Source organism: Streptomyces sp. NPDC090025 (genome assembly GCF_044748125.1).
GTDB lineage: Bacteria > Actinomycetota > Actinomycetes > Streptomycetales > Streptomycetaceae > Streptomyces.
The window spans coordinates 15,044-35,422 of record NZ_JBIVFL010000010.1; the positions used below are offsets into that span (position 1 = coordinate 15,044).

16 protein-coding genes are annotated in these 20,379 nt (G+C 72.5%); 6 read left to right on the forward strand and 10 right to left on the reverse strand.

The window, feature by feature from the left end; genetic code table 11:
• Nucleotides 1-13 precede the first annotated feature (13 nt).
• On the reverse strand, nt 14-1,657 hold the full coding sequence (locus ACIPXM_RS22315) for a PLP-dependent aminotransferase family protein (RefSeq protein ID WP_401657990.1): 1,644 nt from the start codon (nt 1,655-1,657) through the stop codon (nt 14-16).
• Between the two features lie 73 nt (nt 1,658-1,730).
• On the opposite strand from ACIPXM_RS22315, the gene ACIPXM_RS22320 reads away from it, so the two are divergent.
• Nucleotides 1,731-2,990: a trans-sulfuration enzyme family protein gene (locus tag ACIPXM_RS22320; RefSeq protein WP_401657992.1), complete on the forward strand. Its 1,260-nt coding sequence runs from the start codon at nt 1,731-1,733 to the stop codon at nt 2,988-2,990.
• A 135-nt stretch (nt 2,991-3,125) separates the two neighbouring features.
• On the opposite strand, the gene ACIPXM_RS22325 is transcribed toward ACIPXM_RS22320, so the two are convergent.
• From ACIPXM_RS22325 to ACIPXM_RS22335, 3 genes are read right to left on the reverse strand one after another with little or no spacing between them, the layout of a single operon-like run.
• Complete coding sequence (locus ACIPXM_RS22325; RefSeq protein WP_401657994.1) at nt 3,126-3,617, reverse strand: LURP-one-related/scramblase family protein; 492 nt, start codon at nt 3,615-3,617, stop codon at nt 3,126-3,128.
• Nucleotides 3,618-3,635: 18 nt separating this feature from the next.
• Entirely contained in the window at nt 3,636-4,388 is a 753-nt protein-coding gene (locus tag ACIPXM_RS22330; protein ID WP_401657996.1) for a hypothetical protein, read from the reverse strand.
• A gap of 22 nt (nt 4,389-4,410) precedes the next feature.
• Complete coding sequence (locus tag ACIPXM_RS22335; protein WP_401657998.1) at nt 4,411-5,757, reverse strand: hypothetical protein; 1,347 nt, start codon at nt 5,755-5,757, stop codon at nt 4,411-4,413.
• 238 nt (nt 5,758-5,995) lie between these two features.
• On the opposite strand from ACIPXM_RS22335, the gene ACIPXM_RS22340 reads away from it, so the two are divergent.
• A complete protein-coding gene (locus tag ACIPXM_RS22340) occupies nt 5,996-7,840 on the forward strand; it encodes an NHL domain-containing thioredoxin family protein (protein WP_401658000.1) in 1,845 nt (614 codons plus the stop codon).
• A 43-nt stretch (nt 7,841-7,883) separates the two neighbouring features.
• Here the strand turns inward: ACIPXM_RS22340 and ACIPXM_RS22345 are convergent, their stop codons facing one another.
• Together ACIPXM_RS22345 and ACIPXM_RS22350 are read right to left on the reverse strand one after the other, a co-directional pair.
• Nucleotides 7,884-9,182, reverse strand: coding sequence for a M18 family aminopeptidase (locus ACIPXM_RS22345; protein WP_401658002.1), 1,299 nt, complete (start codon nt 9,180-9,182; stop codon nt 7,884-7,886).
• A gap of 298 nt (nt 9,183-9,480) precedes the next feature.
• Nucleotides 9,481-11,310 (reverse strand): acyl-CoA dehydrogenase, encoded by a 1,830-nt coding sequence (locus ACIPXM_RS22350; protein WP_401658004.1) that lies wholly within the window; start codon nt 11,308-11,310, stop codon nt 9,481-9,483.
• 208 nt (nt 11,311-11,518) lie between these two features.
• On the opposite strand from ACIPXM_RS22350, the gene ACIPXM_RS22355 reads away from it, so the two are divergent.
• From ACIPXM_RS22355 to ACIPXM_RS22365, 3 genes are all read left to right on the forward strand, one after another.
• Nucleotides 11,519-12,061, forward strand: coding sequence for an SseB family protein (locus ACIPXM_RS22355; RefSeq protein WP_401658006.1), 543 nt, complete (start codon nt 11,519-11,521; stop codon nt 12,059-12,061).
• Between the two features lie 112 nt (nt 12,062-12,173).
• Entirely contained in the window at nt 12,174-13,136 is a 963-nt protein-coding gene (locus ACIPXM_RS22360) for a pirin family protein (protein ID WP_401658008.1), read from the forward strand.
• A 111-nt stretch (nt 13,137-13,247) separates the two neighbouring features.
• Nucleotides 13,248-14,333, forward strand: coding sequence for an AI-2E family transporter (locus ACIPXM_RS22365; RefSeq protein WP_401658010.1), 1,086 nt, complete (start codon nt 13,248-13,250; stop codon nt 14,331-14,333).
• On the opposite strand, the gene ACIPXM_RS22370 is transcribed toward ACIPXM_RS22365, so the two are convergent.
• Entirely contained in the window at nt 14,330-15,145 is an 816-nt protein-coding gene (locus ACIPXM_RS22370) for an MBL fold metallo-hydrolase (protein WP_401658012.1), read from the reverse strand. The genes ACIPXM_RS22365 and ACIPXM_RS22370 overlap by 4 nt on opposite strands.
• Before the next feature lie 187 nt (nt 15,146-15,332).
• Complete coding sequence (locus tag ACIPXM_RS22375) at nt 15,333-17,435, reverse strand: SpoIIE family protein phosphatase (RefSeq protein ID WP_401658014.1); 2,103 nt, start codon at nt 17,433-17,435, stop codon at nt 15,333-15,335.
• A gap of 154 nt (nt 17,436-17,589) precedes the next feature.
• On the opposite strand from ACIPXM_RS22375, the gene aspS reads away from it, so the two are divergent.
• The gene (gene aspS / locus ACIPXM_RS22380) at nt 17,590-19,368 is read left to right on the forward strand and encodes an aspartate--tRNA ligase (RefSeq protein WP_401658016.1); all 1,779 of its coding nucleotides are present in this window, start codon (nt 17,590-17,592) and stop codon (nt 19,366-19,368) included.
• A gap of 122 nt (nt 19,369-19,490) precedes the next feature.
• On the opposite strand, the gene ACIPXM_RS22385 is transcribed toward aspS, so the two are convergent.
• Both ACIPXM_RS22385 and ACIPXM_RS22390 read right to left on the reverse strand, forming a co-directional pair.
• Nucleotides 19,491-19,934: a hypothetical protein gene (locus ACIPXM_RS22385; RefSeq protein ID WP_401658018.1), complete on the reverse strand. Its 444-nt coding sequence runs from the start codon at nt 19,932-19,934 to the stop codon at nt 19,491-19,493.
• Nucleotides 19,931-20,359 carry a hypothetical protein gene (locus ACIPXM_RS22390; RefSeq protein ID WP_401658020.1) on the reverse strand — a complete coding sequence of 143 codons (429 nt, stop codon included), beginning with the start codon at nt 20,357-20,359 and terminating at the stop codon, nt 19,931-19,933. The genes ACIPXM_RS22385 and ACIPXM_RS22390 overlap by 4 nt, the downstream gene beginning before the upstream one ends.
• Nucleotides 20,360-20,379: the final 20 nt, after the last annotated feature.

A 20,379-nucleotide genomic window follows, 5' to 3' on the forward strand; every position in this document is an offset into this window, starting at 1 on the left:
GGCCCGGTGGTGGCTACACCGCGATGGCGTTCAGGGACGCCGGTACGGGTTCCCCGCCCGCCGCTCCGGTACGCGCCGGGCCCGCCGCGTACTCCTGCCAGGCCGCCGCGAGGCGCCGTACCGCCTCCCGCAACCGCGCGTGCGGCAGCAGGAAATGCAGCCGCAACGCGCGCGTGGAGCCGCCCAGGGCGTCCATCGTCGAGCCGGGCAGAACGGCGACGCCGTGGCGCAGCGCGAGCTGGGCGAACGACACCCCGTCGCCGTGCGGCAGTTCCACCCACAGGGTCTGCCCGCCCGTCACGGGCGGGCAGTGCCACGACGGCAGCAGCCGGGCCAGCTCGGCCCGCAGCAGGTCGTGCCCGGCGCGGAGTTCCGCCACGCGCGCGTGCACGAGCCCGTCGAAGCCACCGGAGCCGTCGGGGCTTTCGGAGCCACCCGAGCCGCTTGAGCCGCTTGAGCTCTCGGACCCGTCGTACAGCAGCCGGGCCGCGACGAGCTGCCCCGGCACGTTGCTGCCCAGGTCGTGCAGCGCCTTCAGCCGGGCAAGGCGTGCGACCAGCGGCGCCGGGCCGCGCACCCAGCCGATCCGCAGCCCGCCCCACACCGCCTTGCTGAGCGAACCGACGGCGATCACCTCCGACGCCTCCGACAGCTCGGAGCCGTACGCGGACAGCGGCACGGCCCGCCCCGCCCCGCCACCACCGCCACCGACGAAGTCCAGCTCCGCCGGGACCTCGTCGTCGACCAGCGGCACCCCGCACGCCCGCTCCGCCGCCACAAGCCGCCGCCCGAGCAGCGGCGGAAGGACGGCGCCCGTCGGGTTCTGGAAACGCGGGATCACATAGGCCAGGGCCGGGCGGTGACGCTCCATCACCTGGATCGCGGCCTCGACGTCGATCCCGTACGGGCCGACCGCCACCGGGTGCAGCACGGTCGCCGCCTCCCGGAACAGGTCGAGCGCCCCCGGATAGGCCGGGGCCTCCACCAGGACCCCGTCGCCGGGCGCGACAAGAAGGCGGGTGAGCAGTGCGAGGGCCTGCTGGGCGCCGGTGGTGACCAGGATCTGGTGCGGCTCCGTGGGCACCCCGCGCCGCGCGTACCGGGCGGCGACGGCGGCGCGCAGCGCGGGCAGCCCGGCCGGGTGGTAGCCGAGGTCCTCGGTCGGCAGGTCGAGCGTGCGGTACGCCTCCCGGACCGCGGGCGGCGGCGCGAGCGGCGCGGCACAGGTCAACAGGATGACGTCGTCGTCGGGTTCGAGCAGGTGCAGGAAGAGCGGGTTGGACGTCTCCGTCACCCGGGGAGCGGGGCTGGAGCCGGAGCCGGAGCCGGAGCCGGGACCGTGGACATGGCCAGGTCCGGCGCCCGGGGTGGCGGGCTCGCGCGGGCCGAGCGCGGCGGGCGCCACGCGCGTACCGCTGCCCTGACGGCGCACCAGCCGCCCCTCCTGCCGCAGTGTCTCGTAGGCGGCGACCACCGTCGTCCGCCCCACCGACAGCGCGGTCGCGAGCCGCCGGTCCGGCGGCAGCGGGGCGCCCGGCGGCAGCAGGCCCTCGTCGATCAACTGCCGCAGCCGGGCGGCGAGCAGCAGATACAGCGGGCCGCGCCCGGCCGACCAGCGGCCGAGCCAGGCGACGAGTTCACCGAGGGCCGGAGTCATTGGATCCATCGACGGACCAATCTGCCGGGATTGGACCTGTGGAGGCAAGTCTTCCGTCCCCACACTGACCGTCATGAGCGACAAGAGCGAACCGACCGTCACGAACCCCGCCGCCACGACCCCCGCCACGGCCACCGCCACCGCCACCGCCCGTCCGGAGACCCTCGCGGTCCACACCCCGCACCTGGACATCCCCGACAGCCGACCGCTCGGCGTACCGCTCCACCAGAACCACGTCTTCGTCTTCGACAGCGCCGACAAGCTCGCCGAAGCCTTCGGCAAGCCCGACTCGTTCCTCTACAGCCGGATGGGCAACCCGACCGTCCGCGCCCTGGAAGCCTCCGTCGCCCGCCTGGAGGGCGGCGCCGACGCACAGTCGTACGCCTCCGGCATGGGCGCCATCAACGGCGTGCTGCTCGCGCTGCTCGGCACCGGAAGCCACATCGTCGCCCAGCGCTGCCTGTACGGCGGCACGTACGCGGTGCTCACCGACCTCGCCGAACGCTGGGGCGTCGAGGTCAGCTACGTCTCCGGGACCGACCCGGAGGAGGTGCGGGCCGCGCTGCGCCCGGAGACCCGGCTGCTCTACCTGGAGACCATCGCCAACCCCACCACCCGGGTCTCCGACCTGCCCGCGCTGATCGCCGTGGCGCGCGAGGCGGGCGTGCCGACCTGTGTCGACAACACCTTCGCCTCGCCCCTGCTGTGCCGCCCGATCGAGCTCGGCGCGGACATCGTGGTGCACTCGGCGACCAAGTACCTGGCGGGTCACGCGGACGTCCTCGGCGGCGTCGCCGTCTTCAAGGACGCCGAGCTGCACCGGCGGGTGCGCCATCACGCGGTCGAACAGGGCGCGGTGACCGACCCGTTCGCCGCCTGGCTGACGCTGCGCGGGATGCAGACGCTGCCGCTGCGGATCGAGCGGCAGAGCGCGAACGCCGCCGAACTCGCGGCCCGGTTCGCCGCCCACCCGGCGGTCGCCGCCGTCCGCCACCCGTCGCTCGCCTCCCACCCGGACCACGAGCTCGCGGCCCGGCTGCTGCCCAGGGGCGGCGGCGGGGTGGTCTCGATCGACCTCGCGGGCGGCCGCGAGGCGGGCCGCGTCTTCGTCGAGGCGGTCCGGCTGGCCTCGCTCAGCGTCTCCCTCGGCGATGTGAAGACCCTGGTGATGCACCCGGGTTCGACCTCCCACCGGCAGCTCGACGAGACGGCCCTCGCGGCGGCGGGCATCGCCCCCGGCACGGTCCGCCTGTCGGTCGGCATCGAGCACGTCGAGGACCTGTGGGCGGACCTGGGCCGGGCGCTCGACCTGGCGCTCGCGAAGACCGCCTGAGCGACGGGCGTACGGGCCTGGGGCCCTCGTACGACCGCCTGAGCGACGGGCGTACGGGCCTGGGGCCCTCGTACGACCGCCTGAGCGACGGACGTACGGGCCGGGGGCACCGTACTGCGTCCGGTACGGGAGGGGTCAGTCCTCCCGCTCCCGCTCGGCCATCCGGATCACGCACACCGCGACCGCGATCTGCAGCGCCGCGTCCGCGTCCTCGCGGACCACGTTCACCGCGTACGTCTCGCGGACGTGGAACCACTGGCGGGAGATGTGCGCGAGGAGTTCGCCGTCGTACTCGACGGTGAACTCCCGGTCCAGGATCCGCCCGCTGACGTCGAGTTCGGTCCCGTCGACCAGGGTGACCCGGTAGTGGTTGCGCAGCAGCGACAGCCGCTTGCGGCGGATGACGGCCAGGTCCCGGTCGTCGCGCTCGATCGTCATCGCGTCGCGCAGGCTGAACATCTTCTGCCGCAGCGTGATGAGGACGTGCCCGTCCGGGTCCTTCAGCTCCAGGGTGTCGCGCAGCCGCAGCGCCTTCCCGTCGACGAGGAAGGCGTGGCGGCCGCGCTCGTCCTCGATCCAGTAGTCGTCGCCGATCGCGAACAGCTTGTCCCGCACCAGGTATTTCATGCCGACATGCCTTCCCCGTCAGGCCGGGAAGTAGCGGGTGAACGCGTCCGGGCTGGCGCCGAACATCGTGCCGAAGGGCGCGTCGAGCTGGTGGATGAGCAGCACGGTGAAGGCGATGAACCCGGCCAGGCCCATCACCATCACCATGTGGGTGGTGTTGCGGGTGATGCCGAACAGGAACATGAAGGCCAGGGTCAGCACACCGCCGATGATCAGGCCGGTCCACAGCACGGGGGAGAGGCGTTCGGCGGCGGCGTCCTCACGGTTGCGCCGGGCGTCGTCCACGTACCCGAGCTGCGCCAGTACCTCCTGCGCCGCGATCTGCTCGGACGGGCCCGCCTGACCGCGCAGCTGGCCTGCCTCCCGTAGTCGTTGCAGCAGCGTCCAGCCGTCCTGGCCGAGCGGTTCGCGCTCGGCCATCAGGGGCCATTCGACGTCCACGACATGGGTGGCGTACGAGCGGGCCGCGTCCCGCAGCGGCTGCCGCTGGGCGGTCGGCAGCGCGTCCGCGAGCAGATAGGTCTGGTGCAGCGCGCTCGCCTCGGCCTGCACCTGGTCGCAGGCGGCGGCCCTGGTGTCCCAGACGGACACCAGGCAGACGCCGAGCACGATCGCGTAGAGCACCGACACCATCATCGCGATGTACTCGGCGACGTCCTCGCGGGGTTCGGCGTCCGCGGGCGCGGGGAACAGCCGGTGCTTCAGGACCACGGCGAGCGCGGCGACGAGGGCGACGCCGAGGACGACGGCGAGCGTTTCGAACAGGGCCATGTGTGCGCTCTCCGGGGCTCTCTCAGCGGCGGCGGTTGCCGAGCAGGGCGGCGGCGAGGGCCGCCGGGACGAGGATCAGGAGCAGCATCACGGTCATGCCGAGGTGCGGGAGTTCCCGGCCCCGGCGGTGCAGGCGGCCGAGCAGGTCCTCGTCGTCGGCGACGGCGGCCCGGGGGTGGGTGGTGGGGTTCCCGGTCGTCCGGCCGGACCGCTCGGTCTGGTCGGGCCGCTCGGCCGCTCGCGGCTGCTGGGGTGCGACGGCGCCGGGCGGCAACGCGCCTTCCGGAACCGCTTCCTCCGGGGGTACGGGCCCGAGGGCCGGGGGCGCGGCCCCGAAGACACCGGCCGCCAGGAGCGCGCCGCCGGGTGCGGGCGCGAGCGCGAGCGCGGGGGCGGGTGCGCCCGGGGCACCTGTCGCCGGTCCTCCGGGCCGCCCGGTCCCGGGGCCGGGCCGTGTCCCAGGGGTCCCCGAGGTCCCAGCGGTCCCAGAGGCCCCGGCCGTGCCCGCCGTCCCCGAGGTCGGTACGGGCCGGGGCCTGGCGCGTACCGGGGGCGCGGCCACCTGGAAGGCGGCCTCCGCGCGGGCGGTGAGCAGGGGCGCGGGGCGCCGTTCGCCGCGCTCGCCCAGGGTCGTGACCCGGTCGCTGCCCGCGGCGAGGCCCGCGCTGCGATAGCGCCCGGGCCCGCGCCGTACGGTCGCCACGCACCCCGCCGAGACGCCCGGCGCGAGCTCCGGCAGGGTGCACACCGGGTCGCCGGGGGCGGCGGATCGGGCGGCGAGGGCCGGGTCGGTGAGCCGGACCGCGTGCACGGGCCGGTTGCCGAGGTTGGTGACGGTGTAGCGGACGGTGGCCGTGGCGAGGGCGGCCGCCCGGCCCGCGCCGACCGGCGGGACGACCCGGACCGTCTCGGTGAGCGCCAGGGCCCCGGCCACCCCCTCGTACCCGGAGCGGGTGCTCGCCGTGATCGTGCGCCGCAGCGAGGGGATGGCGCCGGTGGCCCGCGCGGTGCCGCCGTGCCGCCCGGGCAGCGCCCGGAAGCGCGCCACGCACTCGGCCGTCCGCAGCGCGCCGAGCGGCCCGCGCGGACAGGCCACCCGGCCGCCGGGCACCCCGGGCTCGGCGATCCGCACCCGGTACAGGTCGGCCTCGCCCCGGTTGACCAGGCGGTACCGCTTCACCACCCAGCTCCCGGCCCGTACCGTGGCGAACCGCCGGGCCGGGGCCGAGCCGTTCACGGTGACGGTCAGGGCGAGCGCGCCGTCCCCGGCACCGCCCGCGTGGGCGAGGGGCGAGGCGGTCCCGGCGAGCCCGACGAGCCCGACGAGGACGAGCACGAAAAGCACGACGAGCAGCCGCGTGACCCGCATGACGCCTCCCGGCCGTACGACCTGATGACCAAAGGACGATCAGGAGACCGGATGATCGGCCCGGTCCGTCCGTCATGCTCACAAGCCCGCCCCCGCCCACCCCCGCAGGACACGCCCTCGCCCCGCCCCGGCCCGCCACTTTCACCCGTCCGGAACCCGTCCGCCGCGCGGGGGCGCCCGGCCGGGGCTGCCACGGGACCGTGATCCGGCGTTCATCGGCGGATGGCAAGCTTGAACCATGAACGATGCCGCCCCGGCGCCCGCAAGCGCGCCCACCCCCGCGCCCGCCCCCCGCAAGCGTGCCCGTGTCCGTGCCCCCGAGCTGGTCGGGAAGGGGGGCTGGCTCAACACCGGTGGGAACGAGCTGACCCTCGCGGATCTGCGCGGGAAGATCGTTCTGCTCGATTTCTGGACCTTCTGCTGCATCAACTGCCTCCACGTCCTCGACGAACTGCGCGAGCTGGAGGAGAAGCACCGGGACACGCTCGTGATCGTCGGCGTGCACTCGCCGAAGTTCGTGCACGAGGCCGAGCACCAGGCCGTCGTCGACGCCGTCGAGCGGTACGAGGTGCACCACCCGGTGCTCGACGACCCGGAGCTCGTGACCTGGAAGCAGTACGCCGTACGGGCCTGGCCGACGCTGGTCGTCATCGACCCCGAGGGGTACGTCGTCGCCCAGCACGCGGGCGAGGGGCACGCGGGCGCGCTGCGCACCCTGGTGGCGGAGCTGGAGGCCGAGCACGAGGCCAAGGGCACGCTGCGGCGCGGCGACGGGCCGTACGTGCCGCCGGAGCCGGTCGCCACCGATCTGCGCTTCCCCGGCAAGGTCGTGCCGCTGCCGTCCGGGAACCTGCTGGTCTCCGACACCACCCGGCACCAGCTGGTCGAGCTCGCGGCCGACGGGGAGACCGTGGTGCGCCGGATCGGCGGCGAGGGCGTGTTCCGGGAGCCGCAGGGCCTCGCGGTGCTGCCGGACGGCAAGGTCGTGGTCGCCGACACCGTGCACCACGCGCTGCGCCTGTTCGACCCGGCGACCGGCACGGTCGAGCGGATCGCGGGCACCGGACGCCAGTGGTGGCAGGGCTCGCCGACCTCGGGCCCGGCCCTCGACGTCGACCTGTCCTCGCCGTGGGACGTGGCCTGGTGGCGGGGCAAGGTGTGGATCGCGATGGCCGGTGTGCACCAGATCTGGACGTACGACCCGGCGACCGGGACCGTCGAGGTCGCGGCCGGCACCACCAACGAGGGCCTGGTCGACGGGCCCGCCGCCGAGGCGTGGTTCGCGCAGCCCTCCGGGCTCGCGGCCACCGAGGACCGGCTGTGGATCGCCGACTCCGAGACCAGCGCGCTGCGGTACATCGACACCGGCTCCGAGTCCGGCTCCGACGCGTACGTCGTGCACACCGCCGTCGGCACCGGCCTGTTCGACTTCGGCCACCGCGACGGCGCCGCCGCGCAGGCGCTGTTCCAGCACCCGCTGGGCGTCACGGCGCTGCCGGACGGCTCGGTCGCCGTCTCCGACACGTACAACCACGCGCTGCGCCGCTTCGACCCGGCGACCGGCGAGGTCACCACGCTGGCGACGGACCTGCGCGAGCCGAGCGACGCGGTGGTGGTCGGCGAGGACGTGGTGGTCGTCGAGTCCGCCCGGCACCGGCTGACCCGGCTGCGGCTGCCCGAGGAGGCCGTCCAGGTCGACGCGGTCGCCCACCGCACCCGCCGCGAGGCCACCGAGGTCGCCCCCGGCGCCCTCCGCCTCGACGTGGTCTTCCAGGCGCCGACCGGCCAGAAGCTCGACGAGCGCTACGGCCCGTCGACCCGGCTCCTGGTCTCCTCGACCCCGCCGGAGCTGCTGCTGTCCGGCGAGGGCAAGGGCACCGACCTGTTCCGCGAGCTCGAACTGAACCCGGAGCTCACGGAGGGTGTGCTGCATGTCTCCGCGATGGCCGCGTCCTGCGACGACGACCCGGCGCAGGAGTATCCGGCGTGCCATGTCCACCAGCAGGACTGGGGGGTGCCGGTGAAGGTCACGGCGTCGGGCGTGGCCCGGCTGCCGCTGATCCTCGCCGGGATGGACGACTGACGAAGGCTCAGGCCGGGGCCCAGGGGCCCCGGCTCAGCCCGGCTCAGCCCGCCAGGAACGCCACCAGCGCGTTCGCCAGGTGGTGCGGGTCCTCCGCGCCGCACAGCTCGCGGGCGCTGTGCATCGACAGGCAGGCGACGCCGATGTCGACCGTCGTGATGCCGTGGCGGGCGGCGGTGATCGGGCCGATGGTGGTGCCGCAGGGCATGTCGTTGTTGGAGACGAACGACTGCCACGGCACGCCCGCCTTGTCGCAGGCGGCGGCGAACACCGCGCGCCCGGCGCCGTCGGTGGCGTACCGCTGGTTGACGTTCACCTTGAGGATCGGGCCGCCGTTGGGGCGCGGGTGGTGGGTCGGGTCGTGGCGCTCGCTGTAGTTGGGGTGCACGGCGTGGCCCACGTCCGAGGACAGGCAGACCGAACCGGCCAGGGCCCGCGCCTTGTCCTCGATGCCGCCGCCGCGCGCGTACACCGAGCGCTCCAGGACGTTGCCGAGCAGCGGGCCGTGGGCGCCGGTGTCGGCCTCCGAGCCGTTCTCCTCGTGGTCGAAAGCGGCGAGCACCGGGATGTACGGCAGCTCGGCACCGCTTTCCGAGACGGCGGCGGTGAGCGCCGCCACGCACGCGTGCACCGAGATGAGGTTGTCCATGCGCGGCCCGGCGAGGAGTTCGCGGTCGCGGCCCAGGTAGGCCGGGGCCTCCAGGGCGTGGGTCATCAGGTCCCAGCCCGCCACGTCCTCGGCGGCGACGCCCGCCGCCTCGGCGACGAAGGCGATCAGGTCGCCCTCGCGGGCCTCGCCCAGGCCCCAGACGGGCTGCAGGTGACGCTGGCGCTCCAGCTTCATGCCCTCGTTGACCTGGCGGTCGAGGTGGATGGCGAGCTGCGGCACCCGCAGCAGCGGCCGGTCCACGTTCACCAGGTGCTGCGAGCCGTCCTTCAGGGTCAGCCGTCCGGCGATGCCGAGGTCGCGGTCGAGCCAGCTGTTGAGCAGCGGGCCGCCGTAGATCTCGACGGCGACCTGGCGCCAGCCCTCGCGGCCGAAGTCCGGCTGCGGCTTGACCCGCAGGTTCGGGGAGTCGGTGTGCGCGCCGACGATCCGGAACGGGGTGTGCGGGGAGGCGCCCTCGGGCACGTACCAGGCGATGATCGCGCCGCCGCGGATCACGTACTTGCCACCGGTGGTGCCGTCCCAGGCGTCGGTCTCCTCGACCCGGTGGAAGCCGGCCTTCTCCAGCCGCTCGGCGGCGTTCGCCACCACGTGGTACGGCGTCGGCGAGGCCGCCAGGAAGGTCATGAGGTCATCGGTGTGGCGGCGGTCGAAGCCGGTGCGTGCGCTACTCATGACGTTCACCTTACGCAGCCCTTGGTATACGGCCGCCGGGTGTCACCGGTGCGCCCCGCACCGGCTGCCCGTCGGGGCCCCGGAACGTGCCCGGGCGCGACGGAGCGTGCGTCCACGGCCCCGGAACGTACGCCTCCGCCCCCGAACGTACGCCCCCGAACGTACGCCTCCGAACGTACGCCGCCGCCCCCGAACGTACGGAACGGCCCGCTCCCCTCCCCGGGAGCGAGCCGTTCCGCGTGTGTGGACTCAGGCGCGTACCTGTGCGGTACGAAGCGGCCCCCGAGGGGGCCCCTTCTTAGAACGCGGCCTCGTCCAGGTCCATCAGGGCGCCGTCGACGCGCTCGGCGAGGGCGCGCTCGGCGGCGACGCCCGGCAGGACGTTGGCGGCGAAGAACTTCGCGGCCGCGATCTTGCCCTGGTAGAAGGAGACGTCCTTGCCGGAGGCGCCGGCCGCGAGCTTCTCGGCGGCGACGGCGGCACCGCGCAGCAGCAGGTAGCCGACGACGACGTCGCCGGAGGCCAGCAGCAGGCGGGTGGTGTTGAGGCCGACCTTGTAGATGTTCTTGACGTCCTCGCCGGTGGCGGTGAGGTCGGTCAGCATGGCGCCGACGATGCCCTCCAGGTCGACGGCCGCCTTGGCGAGCGCGTCGCGGGCGTCCGCCAGGTCCTCGCCGCCGGTGCCGACCGCGAGGAACTTCTTGATCTCCTCGGCCAGCGCGTTCAGGGACGCGCCCTGGTCGCGGACGATCTTGCGGAAGAAGAAGTCCTGGCCCTGGATGGCCGTGGTGCCCTCGTAGAGGGTGTCGATCTTGGAGTCCCGGATGTACTGCTCGATCGGGTACTCCTGGAGGAAGCCGGAGCCGCCGAAGGTCTGCAGCGACTGCGCGAGCTGCTCGTAGCCCTTCTCGGAGCCGTAGCCCTTCACGATCGGGAGCAGCAGGTCGTTCAGGCCGTGCAGGGCCTTGGCGTCCTCGCCCGCCGACTCCTTGATCGCGATCTCGTCCTGCACGGAGGCCGTGTAGAGGACGAGGGAGCGCATGCCCTCCGCGTACGCCTTCTGCGTCATCAGCGAGCGGCGCACGTCGGGGTGGTGGGTGATGGTGACCTTGGGCGCGTTCTTGTCCATGAAGTTCGCCAGGTCGGTGCCCTGGACGCGCTCCTTGGCGTACTCCAGGGCGTTGAGGTAGCCCGTGGAGAGGGTGGAGATCGCCTTCGTGCCGACCATCATGCGGGCGAACTCGATGATGAGGAACATCTGGCGGATGCCGTCGTGCTTGTCGCCGATCAGCCAGCCCTTGGCGGGGTGCTGGTCGCCGAAGGTCATCTCGCACGTGTTGGACGCCTTGAGGCCCATCTTGTGCTCGACGTTGGTGGCGTAGACACCGTTGCGGGCGCCGAGCTCGCCGGTCTCCCAGTCGAACTCGAACTTCGGGACCAGGAAGAGGGACAGGCCCTTGGTGCCGGGTCCGGCGCCCTCGGGGCGGGCGAGGACGTAGTGGAGGATGTTCTCCTCCATGTCGTGCTCACCGCTGGTGATGAAGCGCTTGACGCCCTCGATGTGCCAGGAGCCGTCCTCCTGCTGGACCGCCTTGGTGCGGCCGGCGCCGACGTCGGAGCCCGCGTCGGGCTCGGTCAGCACCATCGTGGAGCCCCAGCGGCGCTCGACGGCGATCTTGGCGACCTTCTTCTGCGCCTCGTTGCCCTCGTTGTGCAGGATGCCGGCGAAGGCCGGGCCGGAGGAGTACATCCAGATGGCCGGGTTGGAGCCGAGCAGCAGCTCCGCGTAGGCCCAGATGAGCGAGCGCGGGGAGACCGTGCCGCCGATCTCCTCGGGGATGCCCAGACGCCAGTACTCGGAGTCCATGAAGGCGTTGTACGAGCTCTTGAAGGAGGCCGGCACCGGGGCGGTGTTGGTCTCGGGGTCGAAGACCGGCGGGTTGCGGTCGGCGTCGGCGAAGGACTCGGCCAGCTCGTTCTCGGCGAGGCGGCGGACCTCGTCGAGGATGCTCTTGGCGGTCTCGACGTCCATCTCCTCGAACGGACCGGTGCCGTACACCGTGTCGCGCCCGAGCACCTCGAACAGGTTGAACTCGATGTCGCGGAGATTCGACTTGTAGTGCCCCATGGCGACGGCTCCGTAAGAATCGGGGAGGCGGATGTCTCGTACAACGGTGGTGCGCGTACAGCGGTGGTGCGGCAGGCAGGCGGGCGCTACCCATGAGTAGCTGACGCTCCCTACGATGATGCTACCCGCCGGTAATAAGGGCAACCCCTCTTCGGACATCTGTGACGCGGGCCGCACGCCCCCGCCGGGCCTCGATAGGCTTCCGCCCATGTACGGCTACGAGCAGAGCCCGGGTGGGCAGCAGCAGTACGGCACTCCGCCGCCGCAGGCCGGGATGCCGGGCGGTATGCACCCCGGGATGCAGCAGCCCGGGATGCAGGGGATGGATCCGGGCATGGCCCAGGGCATGCAGGGCGGGTACGCGCAGCAGCCGCCGCTCTACCCCGAGCCGTCCCCGCCGTCGCTCGCCGACGCCGTGCGCGCCTTCACCACCGGCACCCTCGCCGCCGAGGACTTCCAGCAGATCTTCGCGACGTCCAAGGTGTACTGCCCGCGCGGCGACAACCCGGGCTTCCTCGCGCTGCACAACACCCAGCAGCCGGTGATCCCGATGTTCACCTCGCTCAAGGAGCTGCGCCGGTACGCGGGCAAGGAGTCCAAGTACTTCGTGATCACCGGCGCCGAGGTGATCGACCTGCTGCCGACCGGCTACGGCTTCGTCCTCGACATGGAGGGCGACCACCGGATGGTGTTCGACGCCAAGGCCGTGGAGCAGATGGTCGACTACGCGATGCGCCGGATGTACGGCTGACCCATGCTGGATCGCGTGGAACGCCCGGGAGGAATACCTCCCGGGCGTTCCGCGTTCTGGGTGGCAGAAAGTTCAGTGTTCAACTAAAGTGGACGTACAAGGAGGTCATCCCATGCCCGCCGTGACTGTCGAGAACCCGCTCACCCTGCCCCGCGTCAGCGCCACCGCCGACGCCGTCGCCCGCCCCGTGCTCGCCGTGACCACGGCGCCGCAGGGCTTCGAGGGCGAGGGCTTCCCCGTGCGCCGCGCCTTCGCCGGCATCAACTACCAGTACCTCGACCCGTTCATCATGATGGACCAGATGGGCGAGGTGGAGTACGCGCCCGGCGAGCCCAAGGGCACGCCCTGGCACCCGCACCGCGGCTTCGAGACCGTCACGTACATCGTCGACGGCATCTTCGACCACAAGGACTCCAACGGTGGTGGCGGCACCATCACCAACGGCGACACCCAGTGGATGACCGCCGGTGCCGGACTCCTCCACATCGAGGCCCCGCCGGAGCACCTCGTCGTCAGCGGCGGCCTGTTCCACGGCCTCCAGCTGTGGGTCAACCTGCCCGCCGCCGACAAGATGATGGCCCCGCGCTACCAGGACATCCGCGGCGGCCAGGTCCAGCTGCTCACCTCGCCCGACGGCGGCGCGCTGCTCCGGGTCATCGCGGGCGAGCTCGACGGCCACCAGGGCCCCGGCGTCACCCACACCCCGATCACGATGATCCACGCCACCCTGCGCCCCGGCGCCGAGATCAATCTGCCGTGGCGCGAGGACTTCAACGGCCTCGCGTACGTCATGGCCGGGCGCGGCACCGTCGGCGCGGAGCGCCGTCCGGTCCACCTGGGCCAGACCGCGGTCTTCGGCAAGGGCGGCGCGCTGACCGTCCGCGCCGACGACAAGCAGGACGGGAACACCCCCGACCTGGAGGTCGTGCTCCTCGGCGGCCGGCCGATCCGCGAGCCGATGGCGCACTACGGCCCGTTCGTCATGAACACCCAGGCCGAACTGCGCGAGGCGTTCGACGACTTCCAGGCCGGCCGGCTCGGCACCATCCCGGCCGTGCACGGGATGGGCGAGTAACCGAAGGCCGTCACGCGGCGGTCGACGCGGTACGGGGCGTCGTACGGGTGAGGTCACCCGTACGGCGCCCTGCGCGCGACGGCACACCGGGCGCCGTGGTCCGGTGGAGGCGTGCCCACCGAACCCCTGCTGCCGCTCGGCGCCCGCCGCACCGCCGCCTGGTGCGGGGTCGCCCTGCTCGTCGCGGGGGTCGCGGCCGTCTTCGTCTGGCTCTGCGTGGTCTTCCAGACCGCCGTCACCCCGGTGCTGCTCGCGCTGCTCGGCACCGCGCTGCTCGGCCCGCTCTACCGGCGGCTGCTTCGCATGAAGGTGCGGAAGTCGCTCGCGGCCGGACTGACCGTGCTCGCCGTGCTCGCCGTCGTCGGCGGCGCCACGTACATCGTGGTCGCCGCGCTGATCGAGACCGGCGGCCAGATCGTCGACTCGCTGCGGCAGGCCGCCAAGGGCATCGCCGAACACTTCGGCGCCGCCGGGACCTCCCTCGACGACCTCGCCACGAACGCCCAGAAACTCCTGGAGAAGTTCGGCGGCACCGCCGCCTCCGGGGTGATCACCGGACTCAGCGTGGTCGGCGAGATGATCGCCACCGCCGTCCTCGCGCTGCTCCTCATCTTCTTCTTCCTGCGCGACTCCGACCGCGCCGCCGACGTGCTGCGCTCGCTGGCGCCGCGCTCCACCGGCGACATGGTCGAGGCGATGGGGCGGCGCGCCTTCGAGGCCGTCGAGGGCTTCATGCGCGGCACCACCTTCGTCGCCTTCGTCGACGCGGTGCTCATCGGCATCGGCCTGCTGGTGCTGCGGGTGCCGGGCGCGGTAGGGCTCGCGGCCCTTGTGTTCGTCACCGCCTACATCCCGTACCTCGGCGCCTTCCTGTCCGGCGCGGTCGCCGTCCTCGTGGCGCTCGCCGACCGCGGCTTCGTCATCGCCCTGTGGGTGCTCGGTGTCGTCCTCGCCGTGCAGGTCATCGAGGGCAATGTGCTCCAGCCGGTGGTGCAGTCCAGGACCGTGCAGATGCATCCGGCGGTGGTGATGCTGGCGATCACCGCCGGTGCGTCGGTCGCCGGGATCCTCGGGATGCTGCTGGCGGTGCCGCTGACCGCCGCGTTCTTCGGGATCATCGGCGAACTGCGCAGCCGGTACGGGGCGCCCGAGGCATCGGACCCGGCTGAGGGCGCTGACGGGGCCGAGGCCGGCTAGGCGGTGGCCAGGCCGCCCGGCTGGAAGGTCCGCAGCATCGCTTCCAGGGCCGCCTGGTCGGGGCCGACGAACGGGTCCGTGTCCGGCGCCATCGTCAGCGTCTCGATCAGCTGCCCGGTCATCCGCACGGCGGGCGGCAGATGGGTGCTGAGCACGATCTCCGGGTTCATCCCACGCAGCTGGTCCACCCACACCCCGTACTTCAGCGGGTCCACCACCTGCACCCACGGGCTGTCGATCGTCGCCCAGAGCAGCTGCGCGGCCCGCAGCTCCTCGGGCTTCAGGTCGTTGGCGTGGCCGCTCTCGGCGAGCTCGACGGTCGGCATCGGGCCGCCGAAGCAGTCCGAGCTGAAGCAGATCCGGGTCCGCTCGTCGTAGAAGCCGACGGTCGCCGGGTTGTCGAACAGCGGCGGCCGGAACGCGTCGAGCTCGCGGTCCCCGACGTCCAGGCGCTCGCCCGGGTTGAGGAACATGACCCGGTCCATCGGCAGCGGCCGCTTGGTGGTCATCTCGCCCGCGCCCAGGAACGTGGTCACCACGCGCGCGTGCGGCGCGGCTTCGAGGAGGTCGAAGATGCCGCCGGTGTGGTCCTTGTCGGGGTGGGTGAGCCAGATCCAGCGGACGTCGGCGGGCTCGACCACCGCGCCGACGGCGGCGACGAAGTCGCGGTCCGCGAGGGAGAGCCCGGTGTCGACGACGACGGGTTCGGCGGCGGTCAGGACGTAGGCGTTGACCGGCATGTGGCCGATCCCGGGGACTTCCAGGCTGTCCGCGAGGACCGTGGTGTCGCTGCCGACCTTGTGGGTGTCCATGACGCGCTCCGTGGCTCCCCCCGCGGGGGCTGCCGCCGGGCTCCCGCGCGCGGCGGCCGTACGAGACCAGTCTCCGCCCGGCGGGGACGCGTCGCGAGGTGGGGCGGAGGTACGGGAGGGGGCCCGGCCCGCGCCCCAGGCGCCCAGGCCCAGGGCCGGGCCCAGGCCCAGGCCCGGGGCCGAGGGGTCAGCCCTCTCCCTCACCCTCGTTCTCGTTCAGCTCGAACCAGATCGCCTTGCCCTCGCCCCGCGGGTCCACGCCCCACGCGTCGGCCAGCATCTCCATCAGGATCAGCCCGCGCCCGCTCGACGCCATCTCGCCCGGGTGCCGCTTGTGCGGCAGCTCGTCGCTGGCGTCGGCGACCTCCACCCGCAGCCGCCGGGCCGCCGCGTCCCGGCAGACCACCTCGGCGACCAGCAGCGCGTCGCCGTCGGTGTGCACCAGGACGTTGGTGACCATCTCCGACACCATCAGGACCGCCGAGTCGACCTGGTCCTCGTCCGTCCAGTCGTGCAGCAGCTGCCGCAGCTGCTCGCGGGCGGCGGCGATCCGCTCCGGCTCGGCCTGCGCGACCGTCATCATCGTGCGGCGCGGGGCCTCCCGTACCGCCGTGCCCTGGCGGGAGAGCAGCAGCAGCGCGATGTCGTCCTCGCGGCGGTCGGCGAGCGGTCCGGTGGTGTGGTGCGACTCGGGGCCGTGGACGGCCTCCACCAGGCGGTCGGCGAGCGCCTCCAGGTCCTCGCCCTCGTCGGCCTCCAGGAGTTTGCGGACCCGCTCCCAGCCGCTGTCGAGGTCGTGCCCGCCGGTCTCCAGGAGCCCGTCGGTGCACATCATCAGGGTCTCGCCGGGCTCCAGGACGAGCCGGGTCGTGGGGTAGTCGGTGTCCGGGTCGATGCCGAGCGGCAGGCCGCCCGCCGTGGGCCGCAGCAGCACCGTGCCGTCGGGCATCCGGACCGCCGGGTCGGGGTGCCCGGCGCGGGCGATGTCGACGGCGCCGGTCTCCAGGTCGACCTCCAGGTACAGACAGGTCGCGAAGCGCGGCCCGCCGTACTCCTCCTCGCCCGGTGTGCCGTCGGTGATTCCGTACAGGAAGCGCGAGGCGCGGGACAGCACCGCGTCCGGGCGGTGGCCCTCGGAGGCGTACGCGCGCAGGGCGATCCGCAGCTGGCCCATCAGGCCGGCGGCCCGTACGTCATGCCCCTGGACGTCCCCGATGACCAACGCGATCCGGCCGGCGCCGGACCCGCCGGGCAGCCGGATCAGGTCGTACCAGTCACCGCCGATCTGGAGCCCGCCGCCGGTCGGCACATAGCGGGCGGCCAGCCGGATGCCGGGGATGCCGGGGCCGATGACCGGCATCATCGCGCGCTGCAGACCGAGCGACAGCTCCCGCTCGGACTCGGCGACCCCGGCCCTGGCGAGCGCCTGCGCCAGCATCCGGGCGACCGTGGTGAGCACGCTGCGCTCGTCGGGCGTGAACGACACCGGGTGCTTGAACGCGGCCATCCAGGCGCCCATCGTGCGCCCGGCCACCACCAGCGGCACGAACGCCCAGGAGCGGCGGCCGAAGCGCTGCGCCAGCGGCCAGGTCATCGGGAAGCGCCGGGCGTACTCCTCCGGGCTCGGCAGATAGATCGCCCGCCCGGTCCGTACGACCTCGGCCGCCGGGTAGTCGGTGTCCACGGTCATCGAGCTGAACGGGCCCTCGTCGCCGTCGCCGTGCCCGTGGTGGCCGATGACGGTGAGCCGTTCGCCCGCCATGCCGAAGACGGCGAGTCCGTCCGGCGAGAAGCCGGGCATCGACAGCGACGCCGCCACCCGAAGGACCTCGGCCGTCGACCGGGCCTCGGCGAGCGCCCGGCCCGCGTCCAGCAGGAACGCCTCGCGGGAGCGGCGCCAGTCGCCGGTGATCGGGGTGTGCGGGCCCGCCGTGCCGGGCTGCGGCTCGGCGACCTCCTGGAGGGTGCCGACCAGCTGGTAGTCGTTGCCCTCGATCAGCGGCTTGGACCGGCTCCGTACGGTACGGATCACCCGTCCGTGCTCATCCATGATCCGCAGCCGGGCCTCGGCCAGGGTGCCCTCGGCGACGGCGAGCGCGACGACGCCGTCGATCTCGTTCCAGTCGACCGGGTGGAAGCGGGAGCGCACCTGCGCCTCGGCCAGCCGCACGGGTGCCGCGGGCAGCCCGAGCAGCCGGGCCGCCTCCGCGTCGAGGGAGACCACCCCGGAAGCGTTGTCCCAGCGCCACAGGCCGGTCGCGATGGCGGCCAGGACTTCCTCGGTGCGCATTGCCCCACTGTATGAATATCGGACACCAGGTCGCCACTGAGAGTATTCGGATCCCGATCCTGGGTGTCCCGGTAGGCTGGGAAAGCCTTGGATCGCCTTGATACGGCCCAGGGTCACCACCCCATCCGCATTCCCGAAGACTGGATGAACGACGATGCATCGGTACAGGTCCCACACCTGCGGCGAGCTCCGCGCCTCTGACGTCGGCACCGACGTCCGGCTCAGCGGCTGGCTGCACAATCGGCGCGACCTGGGCGGCATCCTCTTCATCGATCTGCGCGACCACTACGGCATCACCCAGCTGGTCGCCCGTCCGGGCACCGCGGCGGCCGAGGTGCTCGACAAGCTGACCAAGGAGACCGTCGTCCGGGTGGACGGCAAGGTCGTCTCGCGCGGCACGGAGAACGTCAACCCGGAGCTCGCGACCGGCGAGATCGAGATCGAGGCGGCCGACGTCGAGGTGCTCGGCGCGGCGCAGCAGATCCCGTTCACGATCAACGCCGACGACGGTGTGAACGAGGAGCGGCGCCTGGAGTACCGCTTCCTCGACCTGCGCCGCGAGCGGATGCACCGCAACATCATGCTGCGTTCCGCGGTCATCGCCGCGATCCGCTCCAAGATGGTGGCGCTCGGCTTCAACGAGATGGCGACCCCGATCCTCACCGCGACCTCCCCCGAGGGCGCCCGTGACTTCGTCGTGCCGTCCCGGCTGAACCCCGGCAAGTTCTACGCGCTGCCGCAGGCGCCGCAGCAGTTCAAGCAGCTGCTGATGATCTCGGGCTTCGACCGCTACTTCCAGATCGCGCCCTGCTTCCGCGACGAGGACGCCCGCGCCGACCGCTCGCCGGGCGAGTTCTACCAGCTCGACGTCGAGATGAGCTTCGTCGAGCAGGAGGACGTCTTCCAGCCGATCGAGAAGCTGATGACGGAGCTCTTCGAGGAGTTCGGCGGCGGCCGCCCGGTCAGCTCGCCGTTCCCGCGGATCCCGTTCCGCGAGTCGATGCTGAAGTACGGCAACGACAAGCCGGACCTGCGCACCGACCTGGAGCTCGTCGACATCACCGACGTGTTCGAGGGCTCCGAGTTCAAGGCGTTCGCGGGCAAGCACGTCCGCGCGCTGGCCGTGCCGGACACCGGTGACCAGCCGCGCAAGTTCTTCGACGGCCTCGGCGACTTCGCGGTCTCGCTCGGCGCGAAGGGCCTGGCCTGGGTCCGCGTCGGCGAGGAGAACGCGCTGACCGGCCCGATCGCCAAGTTCCTCACCGAGGAGAACGTCAAGGTCCTCACCGAGCGCCTCGGCCTCAAGCCGGGTCACGCGGTGTTCTTCGGCGCGGGCGAGTTCGCCGAGGTCTCCAAGATCATGGGCCCGGTCCGGGTCGAGGCCGCCAAGCGCGCGGGCCGCTTCGAGGAGAACGTCTTCCGCTTCGCCTGGATCGTCGACTTCCCGATGTACGAGAAGGACGAGGACACCGGCAAGATCGACTTCTCGCACAACCCGTTCTCGATGCCGCAGGGCGGCCTTGAGGCGCTGGAGACGAAGGACCCGCTGGACGTCCTCGGCTGGCAGTACGACATCGTCTGCAACGGCATCGAGCTGTCCTCGGGCGCGATCCGGAACCACGAGCCCGACATCATGTTCAAGGCGTTCGAGATCGCCGGCTACAGCCGCGAGGTCGTCGAGACGGAGTTCGCGGGCATGCTCCGCGCCTTCCAGTTCGGCGCCCCGCCGCACGGCGGCATCGCCCCGGGCGTCGACCGCATCGTGATGCTCCTCGCGGACGAGCCGAACATCCGCGAGACGATCGCCTTCCCGCTGAACGGCAACGCGCAGGACCTGATGATGGGCGCTCCGACGGAGCTGGACGAGGCCCGTCTGAAGGAGCTGAACATCGCGCTGCGCAAGCCGGCGGAGACGAAGGTCGTGGAGGGCTAGTCGGTAGCCGTTGGCCGACAGCTGGTAGCCGTTGGCTGGTAGCCGGTCGCTGTACGCGGAAGGGCCCGGGATCGGAGGACGATCCGGGGCCCTTCGGCGTACCCGGCGGGGCGGGCGGGCCCTTACTGCCCCTGGGCCTGTTCCTGGACGACGATCCAGTAGTCGTCGTCCTCCTCGATGACCCCGCACACCACGCGGCCGTCCACGGACATCGCCACGAAGTCCAGCCCCTCCTCCGGCCGCGCGAGCCCCGCCGCGAGCCGGGCCCCGTCCCGCCACCGCACCACGGCCCACCCGGCCTGGGCCGCCCCCGGCCCGGAGACCCCCAGCAGGAACGCCCCGTCCACCGCGAACAACCCGCACCGTCGTGCGTGCAGGTGCCACAACCGGTCCACTTCGGCAAGCGCTCCGGCCTGCCCGACGGGAACCGTGGCCGAGGGCCGTGTCTCCCAGTTGGCCACGCTCCGCAGCGCGTCGAGAAGGGGCGGGACACCCTCGGGCGCGGGGCTGTGGGAGAGATCCAGCCCAGTGGCGTCGGCGATCCGGCGGAGCCGCGCGGTGCTCATCGCTCGTGGGACAGGTGATGGTCGCCGTCGCCGCCGGCGGCGATGAGGGAGCGAAGCATACGGATGATCGCATCCAGATCCTTCAATGCCGCGACGCAGAAATCCTGGTCCCGCATGGCCAGGTTGACGCGCTCGTCAAAAGTGCCGACCGCTCTGTCGTCATGGTTCCCCTCCAGGAGGGTGGACGGAGCCAGGAGCCAGTTCCGGCGGGACGTGTCGATGCCCCATTCCACCGAGGTGGGTGTCGAGCGCACTGCCTGCTCGATGAGCCGGAGGTTTTCGTCCGTGGGCGTCTCGAACCGCCATCCCAGATAAGGAACCTGGTAGTAGCCGTACAGCGGATGCCGATCAGCGCTGAGCCTGAACCACTTCAAGGGGCCCAACTTGCTGAGTGTTTCGCCGGTTTGGCGGGCACGCGTGGACATGAGCGCGAAGACCTCCTTTC

What these genes read in the sequence shown, in the direction of transcription:
- ACIPXM_RS22325 (WP_401657994.1), bottom strand. Translation starts at nt 3,617, where the DNA reads ATGAAATACCTGGTGCGGGACAAGCTGTTCGCGATCGGCGACGACTAC.
- ACIPXM_RS22340 (WP_401658000.1), top strand. Translation starts at nt 5,996, where the DNA reads ATGAACGATGCCGCCCCGGCGCCCGCAAGCGCGCCCACCCCCGCGCCC.
- ACIPXM_RS22320 (WP_401657992.1), top strand. Translation starts at nt 1,731, where the DNA reads ATGAGCGACAAGAGCGAACCGACCGTCACGAACCCCGCCGCCACGACC.
- ACIPXM_RS22370 (WP_401658012.1), bottom strand. Translation starts at nt 15,145, where the DNA reads ATGGACACCCACAAGGTCGGCAGCGACACCACGGTCCTCGCGGACAGC.
- ACIPXM_RS22390 (WP_401658020.1), bottom strand. Translation starts at nt 20,359, where the DNA reads ATGTCCACGCGTGCCCGCCAAACCGGCGAAACACTCAGCAAGTTGGGC.
- ACIPXM_RS22375 (WP_401658014.1), bottom strand. Translation starts at nt 17,435, where the DNA reads ATGCGCACCGAGGAAGTCCTGGCCGCCATCGCGACCGGCCTGTGGCGC.
- aspS (WP_401658016.1), top strand. Translation starts at nt 17,590, where the DNA reads ATGCATCGGTACAGGTCCCACACCTGCGGCGAGCTCCGCGCCTCTGAC.
- ACIPXM_RS22360 (WP_401658008.1), top strand. Translation starts at nt 12,174, where the DNA reads ATGCCCGCCGTGACTGTCGAGAACCCGCTCACCCTGCCCCGCGTCAGC.
- ACIPXM_RS22350 (WP_401658004.1), bottom strand. Translation starts at nt 11,310, where the DNA reads ATGGGGCACTACAAGTCGAATCTCCGCGACATCGAGTTCAACCTGTTC.
- ACIPXM_RS22335 (WP_401657998.1), bottom strand. Translation starts at nt 5,757, where the DNA reads ATGCGGGTCACGCGGCTGCTCGTCGTGCTTTTCGTGCTCGTCCTCGTC.
- ACIPXM_RS22355 (WP_401658006.1), top strand. Translation starts at nt 11,519, where the DNA reads ATGTACGGCTACGAGCAGAGCCCGGGTGGGCAGCAGCAGTACGGCACT.
- ACIPXM_RS22330 (WP_401657996.1), bottom strand. Translation starts at nt 4,388, where the DNA reads ATGGCCCTGTTCGAAACGCTCGCCGTCGTCCTCGGCGTCGCCCTCGTC.
- ACIPXM_RS22385 (WP_401658018.1), bottom strand. Translation starts at nt 19,934, where the DNA reads ATGAGCACCGCGCGGCTCCGCCGGATCGCCGACGCCACTGGGCTGGAT.
- ACIPXM_RS22315 (WP_401657990.1), bottom strand. Translation starts at nt 1,657, where the DNA reads ATGACTCCGGCCCTCGGTGAACTCGTCGCCTGGCTCGGCCGCTGGTCG.
- ACIPXM_RS22345 (WP_401658002.1), bottom strand. Translation starts at nt 9,182, where the DNA reads ATGAGTAGCGCACGCACCGGCTTCGACCGCCGCCACACCGATGACCTC.